The following is a 21,069-nucleotide window of genomic DNA, read 5'->3' as shown; positions in this document are numbered from 1 at the left end:
AGCAGGCCATCAGTCAGCGTCGATGCTCGAAGGCGGCGCAGATGCAGAGCGTCACACGCAGTGATCCGCGCTGGGCGAGCGCCAGGACCCGGCCCACTGACCGCGGGTCCGCTCACGCTGTCAGGAGACGTACGCGCGGATATCGCCCTGCGTGATCATCAAGGAAGCCGGCGAAGGTCGCTAGCTTCAGCGGTGGCGGCAACGGATGCCGCTCGGGGATGGCACGCAACGCTCGCGGGAAGCCGAAGAACGTCCGCGGATCGCTCGGATAGAGGTCCGGGGAGACGCCCGCGAAACCACCGCTGACCCGGGCACGCCGCAACAGCTCACGCCACTGGCCGACGCTGACGCAGCCGACCGAGTCGACTCCGTGGCAGAACAGCGCCAGGTGTATGCGGTCGAAGGTGTCGGAGTGGTCGAGGTAGTGGGTCAGGGCGTCGAAGGACGGCTGGACGGGGAATGTGGTCCAGTAGGGCACACTGCCGGTGCGCAGCGTCCACCACGGGTCGAGCAGGATGAACGAGTCGACGATCAGCCGGGTGGCGCTCAGTCCGCGTTCCCGCAGCCACCAGCGGTACAGGTCCGCGACCAATGGACTGAGGTCCTCCGGCTCGTCGTAGACAAGCCGGCGCACCCGGTAGTTGCGGGACGCGGCGAAGGCCTCCACGTCGTCGCGCAATCCTTCCTCGAATCCCCATTCGGCCTCGGGCGCGTCGGTGTCGGCCGGTGGGGCCTCCCACCGCTCGACCGGCGCCCCGTACCGGCGCAGGTATCCGCGCACGCGCGCGCTGTCCGCACGGTACTCGTCCGGGGGCATGCCGCCGATCGCGCCGAACTGGAACAGGTGCCGCTCGCCGACGGTCGTGACCGGCCAGCGCTGCCTGCACTCGGCCAGCAGGATGGTGCCACCGGGTTCGAGCCGCTCGGTGAGGAAGCGTTGGTAGGCGTCGCCGAGCCGGGTGCGTTTGACCCGGAAGTAGGCCACCCGGCGCAGCGTGAGCCGGTCCTGGTTGGGGTCGTGCATGTGGTGCAGCACAAGGTCGGGGTTGCGGTCGAGCATCGCCCGGGCTGTGCGGTCGAAGACGTGCACCGCGTGGCCGGGCCGGTCGGGGTCGACGCCGCGCTGGCGGACGGGCAGCAGCAGGGTCTGTGGCAGCCACGGCACGCCGAGGGCCGCGCACAGGTGTGTCAGCGCGCCGCCGGAGGAGCCGATGACCACGGCTGGGTATCGCCGGGCGGGGTAGAGCCCGGCCACCGCGTCGGCCACCCGCTCGGCGTCGAGTCGGGCGAGCCGGGCCTCCGGTTGGCCCTCGGCGCCGCTGAACACGCTGTAGATGTGCTGCCGGGCCGATTCGGGCAGCCGGGCGACCGCGGACGCGACCGGCCCCAAGGCCCGGAACGCCGGCTGGCCCAGCGGCGGGGTGTCCCGCCGGTGCAGGAACCTGGCCAATGCGATGGCCATCGCGCTGGCGGAGTCGAAGCCGGCGACTTCGCGGGGCAGCTTCACGACGCGCTCTGCAGGTCGTTGCGGGCGGCGAAGGCCGCGATGGGCGGTGACCAGGCGGCCGGGTCGCTCCAGCAGAAGGTGTGCGGGCCGGGCACCTGCGCGTACTCGCCGTGGGCGGCCAAGGCCGCCAGCCGCCGTCCCCACGATGGCGGGCTGAGCGTGTCGTCGCTGCCGCACAGGATCAGCACCGGCATCCGCAGCGCCGCGATCGGCGCCTCGATGCGGTGCCGCAGATGGATGAGGAGAAGGTGCGCCTTTCGCCGCAGGTTCACCCGCCGCCGGTCGGGGCGGTGCACCTCGTTGAGGCCGGCCGCCTCCCGTCGCTGGTTCATCCGCCAGCGGCGCAGCAACGGCAGTGGTCGGCGCAGGACGGGGTCGAGCGTCGGGCACACCAGCACCACCCCGACCACGTCGCCGGGCTCGCGCGCTGCGGCCTCGGCAACCACCTGCGTGCCGCTGGACTGCCCGGCCAGCAGCACGCCCCGGTGCGGGCACGCGTCGAGCCAGTCGAGGACGGCGTCGGCGTACTGTCCGAGAGACAACTCGTGCGGTGGCTCGCCGCTGCCGCCGCAGCCCGGCAGATCGATCAGGTGCACCCTGGTCCAGCGGGCAAGCTCCGCAAGGCCGGGCAGCAGATAGTCACAGACGGCCATGCCGTGCACCATGACGATTTCGGGAACGCCGGGGTGCGGCCGTCCGAACGTGCGGCTACGCACCCGCCCGTACGCGCCGTCGTGGTAATCGACGATCCCGCCGTCCTGGGCACCGGTCACCACCGCAGTCTCCACCATGACCCGGGCAGTTCCTCGCCATCGACGCTGGGAAACTTCCTCCGCCGGACGTCACACTGCACGACGAACCCGCCTGGTGCGGGTGGTCGCGGGGGTGGGTCCGGGTGTCGCGCTCATGGGCGTGGGTACCCGTCGTGGATGAGCAGGGACAAGACCTACCGGCCCGCCTTGCCCGCCGGCGTGCGGATCGCATTCCACGACGGGGTGCTGGGGCGCATGCGGATCCGTTCGCTGGGTGAGCCGCGTCCGGGTGTGCCGGAGATCGTGATGATCCAAGGCATGACCGTGAGCGACTATCTGCTGCCCGGCCTGGGCGCGCTGAGCGCTTGGACCCGTACGCACCTGGTGGAGCTGCCGGGAGGCAGCGGCAGCGGCGCGCCGCCGCACGACCTCACCGTCACCGAGTACGCCCACGCGGCCGCGGACTGGCTGTGCGCACAGCGACTGGGCCGGGTCCTTCTCGCCGGCCACTCCAGCGGCACCCAGGTCGCTGCGGAGGCGGCGTTGATGTGCCGGGACCGGGTCGCCGGGGTCGTGCTCGCCGGACCCGCGATCGACCCGGCCGCCCGAGGTGGCGTGCGGGTCTTCGCCCACTGGTGGGCTGACCGCCGGCGGGACCCGAAGAGCCTGGACGAGGTGCACAAACCCGAACGCCAGCGGGTCGGATTCCGGCGCCTGTTCCACGTCCTGCGCGCCCATCTGCGCCACGACCTGGAAAGGCCGGTCACCGCCCTGCCCGTACCGGTGCTGATCATCCGCGGCCGGGAGGACCGCCTCGGCACCGCGCGTTGGGGCCGTCACCTCGCCGACCTGGCTGGCGACGGCCGATACGTCGAGGTTCCCGGAACGCACTCCTTCTGTTGGCGCTATCCAGACGCGTGGTCGATACCGATCCGGGACTTCGCCGCCGGCACCTGGAACCACGCGCCCGCGAAGGCGGATCCGAGGCCCTGAATCAGCGGCGACGACAAGGGCCCGCGACGCGGCCTGCTTGATGCGGGGTGCGCATGGGGACGGTCGGTACGGTTGCTCGCCGCATCGACACAGGCCCGCTACGGCACCTCATGCGGAAGTCGGTCACACGTCGCCCGCTTCGCACCGGCCTCGTACCGGGCGGTCAGCCGGCGCCCAGGCCCGCCCGTTCGCGTTGTCCGCTGGTCAGTCTGGCCGCCACCGGTGCTCCCGTCGCCGGTCGCTGCGTCGTTCGCATCCTGCGCACGGCCCGGGCTGTAGTACGGATCTGGTCGTGTGTGGCGCGCCAGGCATGCCGGCGCCAGAGCGGCCATCGCGGTCCGGCCGGCTCGTACCCGAACTGGATGAGTCGATCGCCGAATGCGGCCTCACAGAGCGCGACCTCCTCGGCCGTCAGCCGGTGCCGCCAGCTACCGATCCGTTGGTTCGTCACGTCGGCATGGGTCAGCGTGTGCCACGTCTTGTACTCCGGCACGGCGGTCGGTGCCACCTCGGAGGGCTTCGTCATTGCAGAGTCGTACTCCTCGCCGAGGAAGGCGCAAATGTCCCGCAGCCTCGACTCCGGGTCTCTCACCAGGTCCTCGTACCGGACCTGGTGGTAGACGTCGGACCGGAGGTTGCGGGCAGCGCGAGCCGTGGCCTCGGCCGATTGCGTCCAGAACTCGATCAGCTCCGTAATGGTGCGCTTGCGCCACGGCGCTTCCTTCAGTGACGCGACGCAGTCCCGTCCGTCGCGCACGATGTTGATGATCTGCGCGTCAGGGAACAAGCGGAAAATCACCTTCAAGTGCTTCAGGTACGCGGGTCGTTTGTCACCCCAGCGGGGTTTGCCGAACCGGTCCGCGTACGCCTGGAGCACCGTGCCCAGCGCCGAGCCGAGTGTGGGCGGCGCGGCGACGATGCGTTCCACCACGTCGTCCGGGTCAAGTCCGAGGTCGCCGAAGCATCTCTCGCCGACGATCCATCGGCCCAGCGCGCGGCGCCGTTCGGGATCGGTGAGGTCGCCGAACGTGTGCCGCTGGTGGTACGCCGGCAGAACGAATCGGTTCTCCGGCGGAATGGCGATGCGCGGGTGGGCATGCAGCATGAGTTGCAGCATGGTTGTCCCGGATCGTGGACATCCCACGACGAAGATCGGCCGATCGTTGCCCTGCGTCATAAGCCGACAAGATAGCCTAACTATGGACATTATGGGACTCAGGGGTGCGGCAGTCGAGCGGACGCGCCGCGTATGCTGCCCGAAATATCCCGTATTCTCCGAGTGGGGCCTTCTCCACGCGATGGTGACGAGGTGGCCGTGCGGATCCTGTTCCTGCTCTGTGATGCGTTCGGCGTCGGCGGCACGGTGCGCACGACCTTCAGCCTCGCCTCCGCGCTGGCGGCGATCGGGCACGACGTCGAGGTGCTGTCCATGTTCCGCTCGGCCGAGCGGCCGGTACTGCCGCTCGACCCGGCAGTGCGGCTGCGGTGGCTGGTCGAGACCCGCCCGAGTCACGAAGACTTCGCCAAGGACGATCCACGGCAGCAGCAGGCGGCGCGGGTCTTCCCCCTCCAGGAGGGGCGCTACAAGGCCTTCAATCTGCTGGTGGAACAGCGGGCCAGGGCGTATCTGTACCGCAGCGACGCGCAGGTGGTGATCAGCACCCGTTCCGGGTTGATCGCCTACGCCGCCGAATTCGCTCCTGACCACATGATCCGCATCGGTCAGGAGCACCTGACCCGGCGGATGAACCACAAGGGGCTGCGGGCCGAGATGCGCCGGCACTACCGCCGCCTCGACGCCTTCGTCACGGTCACCGCCAGCGACGCCGAGGACTACCGGACCCACCACCGCTTCGGCCGTACCCGGCTGCTGCACATTCCCAACGGCGTGCCGGCGCCGCAGGTCGCCCCCTCGCACGGGCGGACGCCACTGGTGGTGGCCGCCGGCCGGTTGGCCAAGGGCAAACGCTTCGACGTACTGATCCGCGCGTTCGCCAAGGTCAGCGCCGCGCACCCCGAGTGGCAGATGCGCATCTACGGCCGGGGTCCACTGCGCGACGACCTGCGCGCGCTCGTCGCCGAGCTGGGTCTGCACAACCGTGTGCTGTTCATGGGCGTCTACTCGCCGCTGGAGCCCGAATGGGCCAAGGCTGCCATCGCTGCCGCCTCGTCGGATCGTGAGGCGTTCGGCATGACCCTCGTCGAGGCGGCACGCTGCGGAGCTCCGGTGATCAGCACCGCCGCCCCGCACGGCCCTGCGGAGATCGTGCGCGACGGCGTCGACGGTCGGCTCAGTCCCGTCGGCGACCCTGAGGCCTTCGCCGACGCCCTGCTGGAGCTGGTCGGCGACGAACCGCGCCGGCTGGCGATGGGTGCCGCGGCGCGCGAGGCCGCCGCCCGCTTCGATCCCGCGGTGGTCGCCGGCGCCTACCACCGGCTCTTCACCGAGCTGGCCGCCGCGAAAACCCGGCCGCTGCGCCGCTGCACGGACGCCGCCCACCGGGCAGGACGGCGCCTGAGAACCGCCGCCGCCGGCTCCCGGGGCCTTCCGACCGGAGCGGACGGGGGATCCGACGAGCTGGCATTCGGCCCGCTCACGCACACCACGGCCACAGTCGGCGACGTCGACGTACACCCCAATGGCGACCTGGTTGTGCGGCTGCCCGCGGCGGTGTGCCGCGACGGCGAGCTGAGCCTGGTCTGTCGGCGCAGCGTCGAGCTGGAGCACCGCTATCCGCTACCGAGCCCGGCGCCGGGCGCTTCCCAGGTCCAGGTGGTGCTGCGCCGCGGCGCCGACGGACTCACCGACGGACCCTGGAACCTCTTCCTGGCCCGTCCCGGCGACGCCGGAGAGCCGCTGGTGGCAGGGATGCGCGAGACTCGGACGCTGCTGGATGCCCCGCCGGAGGGCCCGGACGGGGTGCACGTGCGCCTGCCGTACCGGAAGCAGGACGGCTTCCTCGCTCTGCGAGTGTGGCATCGGCGCGTCCACGCCGAGGTCGGCGACGTGCACATCGGCGAGGAGACGATCACCGTCGCGGGCCGGCTCATCGGCGCGGCCTTCGGCAACCACCAGCCGGTGCTGCGGCTGCACAGTCACACAGAACCGACGCATCAGCGGGAGGTGCCGGTCGAACCGCTCGACCCGCACCGCTTCCAGGTCAGTCTGCCGGTGGAGCTGATGATCCGGCAGCGTGGGGCAGAGACCGACAGATGGCAGCTGCGTTTGTTCCACGACCTGGCCCTACCCGCGGTGCGCCCGGGTCGGCTGCTCGACGACGTGGTCGACAAGCGCACCGCATACGCCTTTCCCGCCCTGACCGTGGCAGACGCCGAACTCGGGCCGGTCCGGGTCCAGGCGCAGTACACCACCGCGAACGAGCTCAGCCTGCTCGTCGAGCCGGCGGAGCCGGCCCAGATCCGGGCGCGAGCCGCATCATGAGACGCGGCTCCCAGTCTTAAGACGACTTTCGTCTCACCGGCATCACCCCGGTCGAGGTTCGGCCACCCGAGGTGGGTGACGCGGACCGGTATGGGACGTTCGTCTGCGGGTATGGGGAGACCATGAGCACAGATACCTTTGCCGAGGTGCAGGCCCTGCTGGAGGATCTCGACTTTCCCGCGGACAAGGACGCCATCGTGAGGCATGCCGCCGGACGAGGTGCGCAGGAGAACTCCGCAGCGGTCCGGGCACTTCGCGGCATGCCGCTGGCGACGTACCGGAACATCTCGGAGATTCGCAGCTCGGTCGACCTGGACCCGTCGGAGACACCGGACTGACTCGGAAGTTCGGACCCGTAAGGGCATCAGCCCGGATCCGTCCGGGCTCGTTAGGACGACTTGGTACCCGGTTTCTTCGTGCGGGTCTCGAATTCCGTGTGGCCCTTCGGGCATTCCGCGGGCCCTGCGCGCCGTGCCGGACCCCTACGCATGTCGCATGCGCCGCAGGAGTTCGCGAATGCACTGCAGCATCATCTGAAACATGACCGAGCAGGCATGTGGTGTCGCTGACGCCAGCGCTGGTGCGCTTCGCTCGACGTCGCAAGGCCGCGGAAGCTGTTCTGGTTTCACCCGATGACGCCAGGCAGGAATGAGCCGGCTGCTGTGGGGTACGCGGCCGCCTATGACCAGCAGCCCGACTGCGGATCATGCCCACCGCCCACCGCCCACCGACGGTGAAGGGAGCCCACAATGATTTTCGCGAATCGTGACGAGGCCGGCCGGGCGCTCGCCGAGCAGGTCGCCCAGCAGCTTCCCGCAGCCGAGACGACCGTACGGCCTCTGGTGCTGGCCCTGCCGCGCGGCGGTGTGCCGGTGGCCGTCCCCGTCGCCGAACGCCTCGGTGCCGACCTCGACATCGTCATCGCCCGCAAGATCGGCGCTCCGGGCCGGCCCGAACTCGGCGTCGGCGCGATCGTCGAGAACGGCCCACCCGTCTTCGACGAGACCCTGCTGCGCTACCTCGGTCTGACGGAGCAGGACCTGGCCGGCACCCTCACCGCCGAGCGCGCCGAACTCGCCAGGCGCACCGACCGCTACCGGCACACCCGCGCGGCCCCGGCAGTGACGGGCCGCACCGTCGTGGTCGTCGACGACGGTCTGGCCACCGGCATCACCGCCCACGCCACCCTGCGCTGGCTGCGCCCGCAACAGCCACGGCGGCTGGTGCTCGCCGTGCCGGTCTGCTCCCCACACGCCCGCGGCCTGCTGGCGCGCGACGCCGACACGGTCATCTGCCTGCACGCCCCCGAACACTTCAACGCCGTCGGACAGTGGTACACCGACTTCGGGCAGCTCACCGACGCCGACGTCGACGAAGCGCTCGGCCGGACGACGCGAGTCACCGCCCGGTAGCCCGTGCGACACGAACCTGCTTGCGTGACAGCCGTCGATCATCGGTGATATCGCGCCCGGCCGGGGGTAGGGCAGCGCTCGACCGGGTAGATCACAACGATCGGCGATCCGATGTCCGGCACGGCTGGCTCACCGACCTCACCGGTGTTCGCGCCGCCATCGCCGCCGGCGGCGGCGCACTGCTGCTCGTCCTGCTGGCCATCTGCGTCCGCGCGACAGTGCCACCCACCCTCGACACCCACACCCGGCAAGAGGTGACGCCGAGCTCTCCGCTGCGGGTCGCCGGCTGAACCTCGGTCAGCCAGGCATTCCCTTCTCAGATGATCGCGGCGAGACGCCGTGTGAGACAGGAGGCAAGGGGTATATCGCCCATAGTCACATGACGTTTCCGCACTGTCCGTGAACAACTCGGAGGGAAAGCACGATGCCGACTGCTCGAGAGATCATGACCCCTGACGTCACCTGTGTCAGCGAGCGGGAGACGCTCGCCGACGCCGCCCACAAGATGGCCGACCTCGGCGTGGGATCACTGCCGATCTGCGGCCAGGACAACCAGCTCAAAGGCATGCTCACCGACCGCGACATCGTGATCAAGACGATCGCGGCGGACAAGGACCCGGCGCAGGTCACCGCGGCCGACGTGGCGCAGGGCAAGCCGGTGACGATCGGCGCCGACGACGACGCCGCCGAAATCCTGCGCACCATGGGCCAGTACCAGGTCCGGCGCCTGCCGGTCATCGACGGACACCAGATGGTCGGCATCGTCGCCCTCGCCGACGTGGCCCGGGCACTGCCGGATCGGCCGGTCGGCGACCTGATGGACGCCATCTCCACGCCCTGACCATCGCCGATCCGGCCCGCCGGATCGGTCCTGACCTGCGCAGCGCACGACGGTCCACCCGGCCGGTACGCATCTGCGCGATAGCCGACGGTGGGCCGCGGGCGTTCGTCCTGCGGACCACAATGGGGCCTGCGGTGTGCCCGCCCTGCCGGGGCACCAGTCCGCGTGTGACAACTGAGCGCGGGCAAGGGGTGTGGCGGGCGCTGCCCTGGTCGCTGCGGTATCCGGCCAGAGGGTCAGCCGGGCAGGCTGAGACAGCCCGCGCGGCTGCCTGCTTGACCGGCCTCGCCCGGGGCGGTCTTGGTGGTCTCGGCGTGGATGACCAGCGAGCGAGGGGTCCGCGGCGGGTTGAATGTCCACGGCTGGGTGGCGGTGGCGGTGGCGGCGCCCTGGGCGTCGGTGGTGAAGTCCAACCAGACCTCGTTGCGGGGATTGGCGAAGGACGGGTCGACCGATGGCGGCGAGGGCGAGGCGGCGGGGTCGGGCTGCTGCTGGTAATGCGGGCCCGCGGCGTCACCGGTGGCCCCGCACGGATTGACGTGCAGATGGGCGCCGTAGGCGCGGCCCGCCTGCAACCCGGTCACCGCCAACTGCACCGTGGTGCTGTCTGCGGCGGGCATCACGGTGACAGTGGCGGTCGCCCCGGCGGGTACCAGCGCGGGATCGTAGGTCACCGCCGTGGCCCCAGCGGCGTACCGGGCGAACGTGCCGGTCGCTGTGTGGTTGGATGCCGGGCCGCTCGCGGTAGCGGATGCCGAGGTGGCCGGTGCGGCGCCGTCCGGCTCATCGGGGTCGTCACCGCAGGCGGCGAGCCCGGTGGCAGAACACAGCAGGGCGGTCGGGAACAACAGGACGGCACGACGGCGTCGCATGGCTTCTCCTTCAAGTCGGAAGCGGGCCGTTGCTCGCGGCATACCCCACACCTGGGTGCGAAACCCCCGCAAGGACAGCCGCTGAGGGGGAAACCCTGCGGCTGCCAGCCGTGGTCCCACCTTCCGAGGCGACGCCAGTGCTGATGGAGTCGCTGATGACCGCCAAGCTCGTCGACGACATCACCGACACCCACTCGAACAAGACCCGCGAGTCCTGGGGTCAGGGTGTCGCCAGTCCTCGATACCAGGCCATCTGGCGCCACCGGTCAGTCAGCTCGAGGGGACGAAGCCGGAAGGGCACAAGCGAGATCGACTGTCGAAGTGGCCAACTGACCGTTGCGGAGGCGGACCGGCTTGCCACGTCACAGGGTTCCTGCCCGGAGGTCCGCGTGGCGTTTGAGCGCTGAGCCCTTAATCAGCCCGGCTGAACTGACAAGAGTTCGCCCGGCGAGCGGCTGCTCATGTGCTACCGTGTCCGAGTTGCCGGTTTGATTTCCATAGACGTTTTCGGCGCCTGTATGGGTTATCCAAACCCCCTACGGGCGCTTTCTCGTTGACGTGTCGGTTCCGGCACGGGTGTCAATGCGGCGACGTAAGAGTCCGCACAGTGCGGCCTCTACAACCTGCGAAAGAGCAGACATGACTACAGGCACCGTGAAGTGGTTCAACGCCGACAAGGGTTTCGGCTTCATCACCCCGGACGACGGTGGCGCCGACGTCTTCGCTCACTTCTCCGCGATCTCGACGAGCGGCTACCGCAGTCTCGACGAGAACCAGAAGGTGGAGTTCGACGTCACTCAGGGCCAGAAGGGCCCGCAGGCGTCGAACATCCGCCCGCTCTGATCCACGCTCCGCGAACGGCGGCCCGACTGATTCAGCGGGCCGCCGTTCGGCGTTTCACCAGGCACTCGGAGACTTCTCCGGAAGCCGGCCCGGCTACTCCGCGGTTCCGCTGTCGCCGGCCGACGGCTGGCGACGTGACCGCCAACCTTCGCGGGGGTTCAGTCGCGCTCGCGTTGGCAGGCCTGCACCCAGCGACTCATGTGCCGCTCAACGACCGCTCGTACCTGACGGCGTATGTCCGTGAATCCAAGATCTGAGCTTCCGTCCGTACGGTTGTCACCGGCGGCCCCCACCGAAGAGTCGGTGCAGATCGGGGCCGCCATCCAGGTGGATCCTGGCCCGCGCGCGGTGCCGGTCGTGCCCCACGTGGGTCGCCTGGACGGTGTTTGATCACCCGTGGGGTTCCGGGACAGTGCAGCGACGCCTTGATCTGCCGAAAAGCGGAAGTTCGATCATGCATAGGCGTGCGTGTCCAGCCCTAACCTGCGAAACAAGCTCAGGCGGCGACTTGCTACGTAACTAGCGCCCGTTTGCTCAGTTCCGGCGTCCGCGTACCGATGGGGGTAGGGCTGTCCGAAGGGTTGGCAACGGTACCGCGCGGTCGAGGGAGGGTACGGGATGTCCTGGCTGGTCGCGTCGATCACCGGCCGGCACCTGTGGCGCCTGTTCGCGATCGCCGGCGTGCTGGCGACCGTGCTCTACGCGCTTGATATTTCCTCCGTGATCAGTGTCGGGTGCTCTGCCGTCGTGGGGGTGGGCGGTGTCTGGGCCTGTTTGGCCGGGCCACGCCGCTGGCGCGCCGAGCCCCGCGGAGGCTGGCGCCTGATGGGCGCCGGGGCGCTCTGCTTCCTGCTCAGCATCCTGATCCGACCGCTGGTCGACGGCCACGGCCCAGCCCTGCATCTGCTTCCCCACGCCGCCGCGTTGTCCGGCTATGTGCTGCTCTTCGTCCTCCTGGTCCGGCTGCTGCGAGCCCGGCAGAGCCTGGAACGGCACGCCGTGCTCGACGCCCTCACCGTCTGCCTTGCCCTCGGCCTGGCCAGCGTGTTGCTCCTCGCCCTGCCGGCCCTCGACATTCCGGGCCGGCCACCGGTCGAGGCGGTGATCACCGCGTTGTACCCGCCGCTGGACGTCATCGTCCTGCTCCTCACCGTGAACGTCACGTTCACCGCGACCAGGTTGCCGGTCAGCCTGGTCGCCTGGATCACCGGTGCCACCATGATGTTCGTCGGTGACGCCGCCGCCGCGATCACTGCCCTCTCCGGCCGGACGTCAGCGTCGCCGCTGCTGGACGTCCCCGCGCTGCTGACGTTCACGATGCTCGCGGTGTGCGCGCTGCACCCCTCCGTGGCAGAGCTGAGCCGGGCCGACCGCCGCCCGGCACAGGCGTGGTCCAGGACTCGGATCATGGTGCTCGCACCCGCACTGGCGACACCGTTCGTGCTGCTCGCCACGATCGGCGGCCGGTCGACCGGAACCCGGCTGCTGATCACCATCGGCGGCGTGCTCACCGTGGTGATGTTGCTCTTGCGCGCGGTCTCGGCGGTCCAGGTCGGGGCTGCGGCGCAGCTGAGCTCCGAGTACCAGGCCCGGCACGACGTGCTGACTGGGCTGCCGAACCGGCAGAGGATGTCCAAGGAGATCACCCGGTTGCTCGACGACATCCCACCCGGCGACGAGGGCCGGCGGGTGTGGGTCTTCCTGCTCGACCTGGACGGGTTCAAGTGGGTCAACGACTCCTGGGGGCACGACACGGGCGATCAGATGGTGATCGAGGTGGCCGGACGACTGCGGGCCGCGCTGCCGGCGAGCGTGCCGGTCGGGCGGGTCGGCGGCGACGAGTTCCTGCTCGTGTACGTCGGTGACAAGAACGGGGCGCTGAGCCTGGCCGATGAGATCCGCGGCTGCTTCGATCGACCCGTACTGGTCCGCGACACCGACGTGGCGATCAGCGCGTCGATCGGCATCGCCCATGCAGCGGTCGGCCACGAGCAGGCCGCGATGACCGCCGACGCACTGATGCGCGACGCGGACACCGCGATGTACCGGGCCAAGGGCGAGGGCCCCGGCCGGGTCACGTTCTTCGACACCTCGATGCACGACCAGGTGCGGGAACGGACCGAGCTGGAGGCCGCGCTGCGCCAGGCACTCGGCGCCGGCCAGATGTACGTCGCGTACCAGCCGATCGTCGGGACGGAGAGCGGCCAGCCGGTCGGCGCCGAGGCCCTCGTCCGCTGGGTGCATCCCGAACGGGGCCAGGTCCCGCCGTCCGTGTTCATCCCGATCGCCGAGGAGGCCGGGCTGATCGGTGTGATCGGCACCTGGGTACGCCAGGAGGCGCTGCGCCAGCTCAGCGAGTGGCGGCAGGACGGCACGGTCGGCGCCGACTTCTACCTGTCGATCAACGTGTCGCCGCGGCAACTCACCGACCCTGAACTACCGCTGATCGTCGCGGGCGAGCTAGGGCGCTTCGGTGTGCCGGCCCACTGCGTCGCGCTGGAGATGACCGAGTCGGTGATGGTGGACGGCTCCCGGGTGACCGGGCAGGTGCTGTCCGAACTGCGGAAGCTCGGCCTCAAGCTGCTGATCGACGACTTCGGGACGGGCTTCTCGGCGCTGGGCTACCTGCGCCGTTTCCCGGTGACCGGGGTGAAGATCGACCGGTCGTTCGTGACCGGGCTCGGGTCGAGTACCGAGGACGAGGAGATCGTCCGGGCCGTGGTGGCGATGAGCCACGCGCTAGGGCTGAGCGTCATCGCCGAGGGCGTTGAGACCCCGCTCCAGCAGGGCGCGCTCGCCGCGATGGGCGTACCGAACGGCCAGGGCTGGCTGTGGGGGCCGGCGGTGCCCGCGGCCGAGTTCGCGGCGCACTGGCACGCCGGAGGGCGGGCCGCGCTCGCCGCGGCCACCACAACGACGAGTCAGCCGAGCCCGGGCCGCGCGGCGGAACTGCTCAGAGGCGCCCGAAGGAACGCATGAGAGCCGTCGCCGTCTCCGCGATGAGCGCGTTGTCGTCATCGGCGTTCGGGGCGGACCGGTTGGTGTAGATCGCCAGGATCAGCGGCGCGCCGGTCGGCGGCTCGATGAGCGCGATGTCGTTCGCCGCGCGCCGTACGAGTTCGACGACCCGGTCTTGTCGCCGATCGTCCAGCCGGACGGAAGCCCGGCCCGGATAGGGGCGCCGCCCGTCGTGTTCGATCGCATCCAGCCGACCAGCCGGGCGCGGTCGTCGGCGTGCAGGCGCTCCCCAAGGTCAGCGCCTGCAGGTCACGGCCCATCGCCTTCACAGCCACGATCCACGAGAGGGAGACCTAGCCGGACGGCGCGGTCGCTCTGCCGATGGTGTCGAGGTGCCGCAGCGCCTGGGCGTACGAGGAGAACAGTCCGGTTTCGAGGTAGGACACGTGCTGATCCGCGCAGAATTCCTTGACCAGACGCTGGGCCCGGCGCAGGTTGCCCCTCGGCATCGAGGGGAACAGGTGGTGCTCGATCTGGTAGTTGAGTCCGCCCAGGACGAAGTCGGTGAGCCAGTTTCCGCGTACGTTGCGCGAAGTCAGCACCTGCCGCCGCAGGTAGTCGGCGCTGTCGGTGGCGCTCAGCGGCGGCATGCCCTTGTGGTTGGGGGCGAAGGAGCAGCCCAGGTACAACCCGAACAGGGCTTGATGTATCGCCACGAAAGCCAGCGCCTTTCCAGGCGGGAGTACCACGAAGACCGCCGTCAGATACGCCGCGACATGCAGACCGATCATCAGGGCCTCGCGGCTGCGGGAACGGTCCCTGCCGGCGAGCAGGTACCGCAGACTGGAGACTCGCAGGTTGATCGCTTCCAGCAGCAGCAGCGGGAAGAACGTCCACGCCTGGTAGCGGTAGAACCTCCGGGCGATGCGCCCGCTGGCCCGTGCCTGGCGGGTGGTGAAGATCAGCGCTCCCACGCCGACGTCCGGGTCCTTGTCCTCGTCGTTGGGGTGCGCGTGATGGCGGTTGTGTTTGTCGACCCACCAGCCGTAGCTGAAGCCGACGCCGAGGTTGGCGAGCGCGACGCCGAGTCGATAGTTGCGGCGCGTGGACCGGAAGATCTGCCGGTGCCCCGCGTCATGGCCGAGAAAGCCGAGCTGGGTGGAGAGCATCGCGAAGAACGCGGCCACGAGCAGTTGCCACCAGGAGTCGCCGATCACCAGCAGGGCGGTGACACCGGCGACCACGAGGGTCAGGACGAGGGCTATCTGCGCGGCGTAGTAGCCGGGCCGCCGATCGAGAAGCCCGGCCTGCTTGACCTGTCGGGACAATGCGGAGTAGAGGCTTCCGCGGGGTGTCGTGGGTATGTCGATGGACATCATGATCGCTCCCACCGCGAGGCCGGGGACGGGCAGCCGCCGGGGTCTGGGGCGATCTCCTGTCCGTTACCCGGCCACCGGTTGTCAAAACGCCGAAGGAACCGGGGGACTCGCTCAGATCGGCCAGAGGCGGTCGATCGGCCGTTCCAGCAGAGCCGAGAGTTCGAGTTGCGAGTGGCAGGGCCGCGGCTCGCTGTGGACACACCGCGCCGTGGCCGGGCGCGCATCGTGATGCGCCGATCAAGAATGCGTCTGACCCATTGCGTGACATCGGGTTCCACGCCGCTGCGGCAGCCTGCGAGCCACCACACCTCGAGGTAGCTGGCCGCGAGAATCGCGGCCCGCTGCTCCGGATCCCGAAGGCGCGTCGTCAAATCGGCGCCGACGACCCCGGCCGTGCGATCGAAGAGGACGCCGAATGCCTCCTGGCTGCCTCGCGCGATCGCCTCCAGCAAAGAGTTCTCGAGATTCTTGTCCGCCAGCGAGCCGGCATTGCTCAGACCTGCGCGGGTAGTCGAGTGACGGAAGAAGATGCGCATATGCGCTCCAGGGTGGGGGGTCGGGTGCTGCCGCCGGGGTCTGGAGCGACCTGCTGGGTCCTGTCGGGCCGGATTTCCAGGCTACGGCCCGCCGCGCCGCCGCGCCTCCCCTGATCGAGTCATCGTCTCCGGACGGCCCCGAAGGGGCGGTGACCGGCGACGATCGGTCTCGTCGAGTACGGTGACATCGTCACGTCTCGAAAGCGGCCCCGGTCCTGGCCCTACCCGATGGGATGGTGCGGCCATGTGCGCAAGGATGCGGCGCCGCTCGGTCGATCGAGCCGGGCCCGAGGCGCGTGGAGACTAGCGGCGGCAGCCTCGGCGACCGGGCAACGGCGATCAGGCGCCGCATCGCGGCGGACCCGGGTGCCCCGGAGGATCTGGCCGGTCTACTGGGTCACGTGTGCCGGATCGCCGCCGGCGAGTTGACGGCTTCCGGCGTGGGCGTCAGCGTGATGACCGCCGACGGCACGCGGAGCCTGTCCGCGGCATCCGCCCCGGCGAGTGAGCGCTTCGAGGATCTGCAGTTCCTCGTGGGTGAGGGTCCGTGCCTCGACGCGTTCGGTACGCGGCGCCCGGTGCTGATCGCCGATCTGTCGAGTTACGCGATGACTCGATGGCCGCTCTACGCTCCCGCCGCATACGAGGACGGGATACGTGCCGTTTTCGCTTTTCCATTGCAGGTCGGCGCCGCCCGGCTCGGTGTGATGGACGTCTTCCGGGAACGTCCCGGCCCACTCACCGAGCTTCAGCTCGGCTCGGCGCTGCTGATGGCCGACATCATCGTCGAGGCCCTGCTCGATCGCCAGGAGAACCGGGACAGGCAGGGCTTCACCGACGAGCTTGTCTGGAGCGTCGGCAACCGCGCACAGTTGTTCCAGGCACAGGGGATGGTGATGGTGCAGTTGGGCATCCCACTCAGCGAGGCCATGGCGCGGATGCGCGCGCACGCATTCGCCGAGAATCGCCGATTGGACGACATCGCACGTGATGTCGTGAACCGCACCCTCAGGTTCGACCAGGACGCACCGTGATCGGGTCGACGATCGACAACGCCGGGAGGCATGCATGACCACTGTTTCGGCAGAGCGGTTGGCGGTCATCTTCGTCGAGGCCGCAGACACCCTCGTCGACGAGTTCGACCTGCTGGACTTCCTGCAGATGCTGACCGAACGGGCGAGCACCCTCGTGAATGCCGGCGCGGTCGGTCTGATGCTGGCCGATCAGCACGGCAGGCTGCAGTTCATGGCCGGGTCCAGCGAGAGCGTACGGCTGGTGGAGTTGTTCCAGCTGCAGAACCAGGAAGGGCCCTGCCTCGATGCTTTCCGCACGGGCCGGCCGGTGATCAACGTCGACCTGGCCGGGGCCGCACACCGGTGGCCCCGGTTCGTGCCCCGGGCCGCGGAAGCCGGATTCCTGTCCGTGCACGCGTTCCCGCTGCGCTTGCGCGAGCACGTGATCGGCGCGCTGAACGTCTTCGGCACCGCCGAGAGCGGCGAGCTTGCCGCTGCCGACGCGCCCGTCGTTCAGGCGCTGGCGGACGTTGCCACGATCGGCCTGTTGCAGGAACGCACCATCCGCCGCGCCGAAGAGCTCACCGAGCAACTGCAGAGCGCGCTCAACAGCCGCATTGTGATCGAACAGGCCAAAGGTGCCATCGCGCAGGCGCGCTCCGTCGGCGTCGATGACGCCTTCACGATCATCCGCACCTACGCCCGGAACCACAATCGCCGACTGATCGACCTTGCACACGAGATCGTCGAGGACCCCACCAGCCTCCCCGAGCTGTACCGGTCCTGAAGGCGTCGCCCGGGGCCCTGGCCGTCGAGGACCCACCCGGCGGGGACGAGGTGGTCAGCCGGTGTACTCGATCTCGGCGAGCAGTTCGGGCGTGTGCCGCCTGTCGGTGGCATCCGCCGCGGCGGCCGACACCGCGTCGGCCGACGCCTGGCTCGCGTCGGGCGGCACGACCAGCAGGTCGAAGCGGTCGTGCCCGAACTCGCTCATGATGGTGACCAATCCGGCCGGCTGGGACGTGTACCAGCCCAGCCGCACCGCCCGGTGGTCGACGGCGGTCCGCCCTGGATGGGGAAGGTCCCACTCGGCGGTGTTCAGCAGCACGTGCGTGATCTCGCCGCGGAGCCCGGCCAGAGCCCTCACCAGCCGGGGGAGTTCTGTGACGGCATCGGTCGACCGCGGCCACCAGGCTCCGTCGAGGACGGTGGTCCGGGAAGGATGCGGGTCCAGCCGCAGGCGTACGGTGTCATCCGGTGCTCGTGCGGCCGGGGCCGCGGTGGTCTGGGTCATGACGGTGCCTCTCTGTGGACGACATCCGCGCCATCGGGATCGGGCCTGACGTGCGCTCGTCGGAGGACGTCGAGAAGCCGGTGTCGCTCCACCGTACGCTTTCCGGCGTCGAACGCGCGTACAGTGAAGGGGCGACCGATGGCTCCGTCATCGGTGCCGGCCCCGGCCGGCGTGCGCTGACCCGGCGGTTGCCGGGCGCGGTGCCCTCCTCATCGGCCTCGGTGGACCTCGTCCTCGCCCTTGTCATCGGGCGGGTCCCGCGCCTGCGTTGGTCCCGGACGACGGGAACGTCCATGGCATCCCTGATCACTCAACGCGAATCGTCGGCCTCGACCGGCCTGCCCCGGGTGCGGCTCGAGCCGGTCCGGCTCCACTACACGCTGCTCGACGGCAGTTGGTGGCCCAGCTCGACCGACCTCAACGCGGAACTGCGCGTACTGGTGCCGGTCCTCGAACAGGTCCGCGGGCCGGTGACGCGGCTGCTGCTCGGTGCAGCGAACTGGACGGCCCGGCCCCATCATCTCGTGGTGGCCGGCCGCGTGATCACCGTGCTTTACCTGGCCGGCCAGTCCCCGTCGATGATGACCGTGGTCTGTGCCGACGGCGGCACTTTCACCCTGCGGGTGGCGCCGCCTGGACCGCCACCCGGTATGCCGGACCGGCCGGAACCGGGCCCGGACGAGGAGACTTGGGAGACCGAGGGAGGCGGGCTCGGCCCGCTGCGGACTCGAGCAGTCCGATGATGTCCGCCTCGCCCGGCGTCGTACGCCCGCACAGCGGTCGCATCATGAACGAGGCCTTCTACCGGGCCGTCGTCGCGGCCCGAAAGGCGCCCTCGGCCCACAACATGCAGCCGTGGCGGTGGCGGGTGAGCAACGGCGTTCTGGACCTGTTCGCGGACCACGCCCGGATGGCGGGACTCCGCGAACCTGACCGGCGACTCGCCACGATCGGCTGCGGCGCCGCCCTGCACCACGCCCGCCTCACCCTCGCCGCGCGGGGCTGGCGGGTGACCGTGACCCGTCGGCCCGACGCCGCCGACCCGGTCCACCTCGCGCGCCTGCACATCGACGGAGCCGCCCCGGTGAGCCCGGACACCGCCGAGCTGGCCCGCGCCATCGGGCTGCGTCACACGGATCCGCGCCCGGTCACCGGCGATCCGATCGAGCCGGAAGAACTGGCCACCATCAAGGCGGCCTTCGAGGCTCAGCACGTCCGCCTCGGCGTGCTCCGTCCGGACCAGGTGCTCGCACTCACCGTGGCGACAGCCCGTGCCGACATTGTCGAACCGTCCGACGCCCAATGGCATGCGGAACTGGCACTGTGGACCGGCGGCGGCCGGATCGCGGGTGCCGCCGACGTCCTGCCACTGCCCATCGCATACGGCGAGCACGACCGGGCCGCGACCTTCGCGGTCCTGCACGGCCTCCGTGATCAGGACCTCGACTGGCTGCACGCCGGCGAGGCTCTGTCCGCGGGCTCTCTCGTCGCCACCCGCCTCGGGGCGTCGGTCCTGCCGTTCAGCGCACCGATCGAGCACGCCGGCGCCCGGGAGACACTGCGGCGCGCGGTACCCGAGCTCGGCTGCCTCTACCTGATGCTGCGTCTGGGTCGCCACGCGACTGAAACGGCCGCGCCGCACAGCCCACGGCTGACCGCCGCTCAGTCCATCGAGCGTCCTCGTTAGGACCCGGTACACCGCGCCGCCGGGGCCACGTACGACGCCGGCACCGTGCCGAACTCGGGCGGCGTCCCAGGAAAGGCGGGACGTGCTGCTGGTGCGGGCCTCGGCACGCAGAGCCCGGCAGGTGAGGGTGACCGTCCTCGTCGCCGGATCTACCCTATGGCCCGAATGCCGAGTCTAGAGTCCGTGACTATGACGACGATTGTGTTGCGCGTTCGTCTTGTGGACGGCGATCGCATGGATGTCAGGTACGAGGGAGCTGAGGCGGACACCGAAGAGGAGGTCATCGAGAATGTGATCTCGACGCTTGCTCAGGACACCGGTGTGCTTCGTTGCCGCCATGGCGACCGCCTCGTAGTGCTGTACAGCCGGGGCATCGCCGCCCTTGAGGTGGCGCCACGTGGTGCGGTTCTGTGATCAGGTCCCCGTCGGATGTCTTGCCGGGCCCGGACCTGAGCGGCTCACCGGTCCGGTCTCGCGTCCTGGCGGTGGGCACCGCCGCTACTTGCCGCGACCAGGTCCAGCTTGCCGCCCCGACCTGTCAGATGTGCGCGCGGCGTCGCCGACGGCGGACTGGTTGTTGCGGCTGACGGACCCTGCCGCCGGATTCGCATGTACTTCCCTACGCGGTGACACCACAACGTCAACGTCCCCCTGTGAAAGCCCGACGTAGGTCATCGGACGGGTGCTCACCGACGTCACCAGCAGCAGTGTGGAAACCTTTCCGTGACCGGTGGGTCGGGTCTGCGGCCGTTGGCGCCGCCGAACGTTGGTCGAGCCAGATGTAACGACCTCGGCACGTCGGGCGCTCTTGTCGAGGGAGACGATCAGCTCCGAGCAGCGTGGCGCGGGAAGAGGGACCTATCATGGCGTTCAGTCACATCATCGAACGCTCCGGCGGCCTCGTACGCGTGACCATGGCCGGCGAAGCCGACTTCGCCGCGGCGGAGAAATTGCGCGACACTCTGGCCGACGCGCTGCGTGAACATCCGGAGCGCGTAGAGGTGGACCTGTCGGCGTTGGAGTTCATCGACTCCCGCTCCGCGGGTGCCCTGGTGGGCGCCTGCCAGGCGGCCGCCGGCTTCGGTTGCCAGATGGTCGTGAACAACCCACGCGGTCGCGTGCTGCACGTCCTGCAGACGATGGGTGTCCTTGACGCACTCACGGGCGGCACACCGCGACCCCCGTCCGGTCCTCGCCCGCGGGCGCCGAAGCGTGAGCGCGGCACCTCCTGATCGACGGCGACCCCGATCGAGCATCGTCGGAAGTGGCGCACCCCGGAGCGGCGCGGTCCGAGGCCCCTGACTCGCTCGACGTTCTCCCGCATCTGTGGTTCGATGCGCAGAACCGTTCGGCTCATCCTCAGCGTGACTCAGCCGCTACACGTACCGATGATCTGCAGCAAGATCGGGTTCGAGAAGCATAAACCGTTGTCCAGCAAGAATAATGGCCAATTAGTCGATCGATCCGCCCTTGGAATGTTGGCCCGGGTAGTCGGCCTTTCGATGGCACCTCGAAGGCAGCGCGGGGGTGTCATGCCAGT

General features: G+C 69.8%; 21 protein-coding genes and 1 pseudogene. 15 read left to right on the top strand and 7 right to left on the bottom strand.

The genetic code is table 11. The features are described from left to right. Positions 1 to 112 precede the first annotated feature (112 nt). On the bottom strand, positions 113 to 1,507 hold the full coding sequence (locus EDD30_RS05805) for a hypothetical protein (RefSeq protein WP_123678106.1): 1,395 nt from the start codon (positions 1,505 to 1,507) through the stop codon (positions 113 to 115). Further along, a complete protein-coding gene (locus EDD30_RS05800) occupies positions 1,504 to 2,298 on the bottom strand; it encodes an alpha/beta fold hydrolase (protein WP_071806791.1) in 795 nt (264 codons plus the stop codon). The genes EDD30_RS05805 and EDD30_RS05800 overlap by 4 nt, the downstream gene beginning before the upstream one ends. A gap of 138 nt (positions 2,299 to 2,436) precedes the next feature. Here EDD30_RS05800 and EDD30_RS05795 point away from each other — a divergent pair, with 138 nt between their 5' ends. Continuing rightward, positions 2,437 to 3,252: an alpha/beta fold hydrolase gene (locus EDD30_RS05795; protein ID WP_071806790.1), complete on the top strand. Its 816-nt coding sequence runs from the start codon at positions 2,437 to 2,439 to the stop codon at positions 3,250 to 3,252. Positions 3,253 to 3,415: 163 nt separating this feature from the next. On the opposite strand, the gene EDD30_RS05790 is transcribed toward EDD30_RS05795, so the two are convergent. After that, positions 3,416 to 4,429 carry a sulfotransferase family protein gene (locus EDD30_RS05790; protein WP_071806789.1) on the bottom strand — a complete coding sequence of 338 codons (1,014 nt, stop codon included), beginning with the start codon at positions 4,427 to 4,429 and terminating at the stop codon, positions 3,416 to 3,418. 132 nt (positions 4,430 to 4,561) lie between these two features. Here EDD30_RS05790 and EDD30_RS05785 point away from each other — a divergent pair, with 132 nt between their 5' ends. From EDD30_RS05785 to EDD30_RS05765, 5 genes are all read left to right on the top strand, one after another. Beyond that, positions 4,562 to 6,694 (top strand): glycosyltransferase, encoded by a 2,133-nt coding sequence (locus EDD30_RS05785; protein ID WP_170208255.1) that lies wholly within the window; start codon positions 4,562 to 4,564, stop codon positions 6,692 to 6,694. 122 nt (positions 6,695 to 6,816) lie between these two features. Continuing rightward, a complete protein-coding gene (locus EDD30_RS05780; RefSeq protein ID WP_143162784.1) occupies positions 6,817 to 7,032 on the top strand; it encodes a DUF2795 domain-containing protein in 216 nt (71 codons plus the stop codon). Positions 7,033 to 7,443: 411 nt separating this feature from the next. Next, positions 7,444 to 8,106, top strand: a complete 663-nt coding sequence (locus EDD30_RS05775; RefSeq protein ID WP_071806787.1) for a phosphoribosyltransferase — start codon at positions 7,444 to 7,446, stop codon at positions 8,104 to 8,106. 44 nt (positions 8,107 to 8,150) lie between these two features. Then, positions 8,151 to 8,396, top strand: a complete 246-nt coding sequence (locus EDD30_RS05770; protein ID WP_071806786.1) for a hypothetical protein — start codon at positions 8,151 to 8,153, stop codon at positions 8,394 to 8,396. A 134-nt stretch (positions 8,397 to 8,530) separates the two neighbouring features. Beyond that, positions 8,531 to 8,947: a CBS domain-containing protein gene (locus tag EDD30_RS05765; protein WP_071806785.1), complete on the top strand. Its 417-nt coding sequence runs from the start codon at positions 8,531 to 8,533 to the stop codon at positions 8,945 to 8,947. Between the two features lie 236 nt (positions 8,948 to 9,183). On the opposite strand, the gene EDD30_RS05760 is transcribed toward EDD30_RS05765, so the two are convergent. After that, positions 9,184 to 9,819, bottom strand: a complete 636-nt coding sequence (locus tag EDD30_RS05760; RefSeq protein WP_071806784.1) for a superoxide dismutase family protein — start codon at positions 9,817 to 9,819, stop codon at positions 9,184 to 9,186. An 89-nt stretch (positions 9,820 to 9,908) separates the two neighbouring features. Here EDD30_RS05760 and EDD30_RS41960 point away from each other — a divergent pair. The 3 genes and pseudogenes from EDD30_RS41960 to EDD30_RS05745 all read left to right on the top strand — a co-directional run. After that, a pseudogene (locus EDD30_RS41960) lies at positions 9,909 to 10,055 on the top strand (SulP family inorganic anion transporter); the annotation flags it as partial. A gap of 403 nt (positions 10,056 to 10,458) precedes the next feature. Continuing rightward, a complete protein-coding gene (cspE, locus tag EDD30_RS05750) occupies positions 10,459 to 10,662 on the top strand; it encodes a transcription antiterminator/RNA stability regulator CspE (protein ID WP_071806782.1) in 204 nt (67 codons plus the stop codon). Between the two features lie 618 nt (positions 10,663 to 11,280). Beyond that, positions 11,281 to 13,641, top strand: a complete 2,361-nt coding sequence (locus EDD30_RS05745; protein ID WP_071806781.1) for a putative bifunctional diguanylate cyclase/phosphodiesterase — start codon at positions 11,281 to 11,283, stop codon at positions 13,639 to 13,641. Between the two features lie 332 nt (positions 13,642 to 13,973). On the opposite strand, the gene EDD30_RS05735 is transcribed toward EDD30_RS05745, so the two are convergent. After that, entirely contained in the window at positions 13,974 to 14,999 is a 1,026-nt protein-coding gene (locus EDD30_RS05735; protein ID WP_123678102.1) for a fatty acid desaturase family protein, read from the bottom strand. Further along, the gene (locus EDD30_RS38170; protein ID WP_143162783.1) at positions 14,996 to 15,535 is read right to left on the bottom strand and encodes a sigma-70 family RNA polymerase sigma factor; all 540 of its coding nucleotides are present in this window, start codon (positions 15,533 to 15,535) and stop codon (positions 14,996 to 14,998) included. The genes EDD30_RS05735 and EDD30_RS38170 overlap by 4 nt, the downstream gene beginning before the upstream one ends. 296 nt (positions 15,536 to 15,831) lie before the next feature. Between EDD30_RS38170 and EDD30_RS05730 the strand changes: the two genes are divergently transcribed. Next, positions 15,832 to 16,569: a GAF and ANTAR domain-containing protein gene (locus EDD30_RS05730; RefSeq protein WP_280526130.1), complete on the top strand. Its 738-nt coding sequence runs from the start codon at positions 15,832 to 15,834 to the stop codon at positions 16,567 to 16,569. 58 nt (positions 16,570 to 16,627) lie between these two features. Next, positions 16,628 to 17,335 carry an ANTAR domain-containing protein gene (locus tag EDD30_RS05725; RefSeq protein WP_244945133.1) on the top strand — a complete coding sequence of 236 codons (708 nt, stop codon included), beginning with the start codon at positions 16,628 to 16,630 and terminating at the stop codon, positions 17,333 to 17,335. A 54-nt stretch (positions 17,336 to 17,389) separates the two neighbouring features. Here the strand turns inward: EDD30_RS05725 and EDD30_RS05720 are convergent, their stop codons facing one another. Further along, on the bottom strand, positions 17,390 to 17,842 hold the full coding sequence (locus tag EDD30_RS05720; protein WP_071806779.1) for a DUF5994 family protein: 453 nt from the start codon (positions 17,840 to 17,842) through the stop codon (positions 17,390 to 17,392). Between the two features lie 14 nt (positions 17,843 to 17,856). Here EDD30_RS05720 and EDD30_RS05715 point away from each other — a divergent pair, with 14 nt between their 5' ends. From EDD30_RS05715 to EDD30_RS05700, 4 genes are all read left to right on the top strand, one after another. Next, positions 17,857 to 18,585: a DUF5994 family protein gene (locus tag EDD30_RS05715; RefSeq protein WP_071806778.1), complete on the top strand. Its 729-nt coding sequence runs from the start codon at positions 17,857 to 17,859 to the stop codon at positions 18,583 to 18,585. Then, on the top strand, positions 18,585 to 19,529 hold the full coding sequence (locus EDD30_RS05710) for a nitroreductase family protein (protein ID WP_143162782.1): 945 nt from the start codon (positions 18,585 to 18,587) through the stop codon (positions 19,527 to 19,529). Before EDD30_RS05715 ends, EDD30_RS05710 begins: the two co-directional genes overlap by 1 nt. A 189-nt stretch (positions 19,530 to 19,718) precedes the next feature. Beyond that, complete coding sequence (locus tag EDD30_RS05705) at positions 19,719 to 19,943, top strand: hypothetical protein (RefSeq protein ID WP_071806792.1); 225 nt, start codon at positions 19,719 to 19,721, stop codon at positions 19,941 to 19,943. A 449-nt stretch (positions 19,944 to 20,392) separates the two neighbouring features. After that, a complete protein-coding gene (locus EDD30_RS05700; protein WP_071806777.1) occupies positions 20,393 to 20,761 on the top strand; it encodes an STAS domain-containing protein in 369 nt (122 codons plus the stop codon). The last annotated feature ends 308 nt before the right edge of the window (positions 20,762 to 21,069 follow it).

This window comes from Couchioplanes caeruleus (assembly GCF_003751945.1).
GTDB classification, from domain to species: Bacteria; Actinomycetota; Actinomycetes; order Mycobacteriales; family Micromonosporaceae; genus Actinoplanes; species Actinoplanes caeruleus.
The sequence above is the reverse complement of the archived record's forward strand: the minus strand, read 5'-3'. Positions and strand labels throughout refer to the sequence as shown.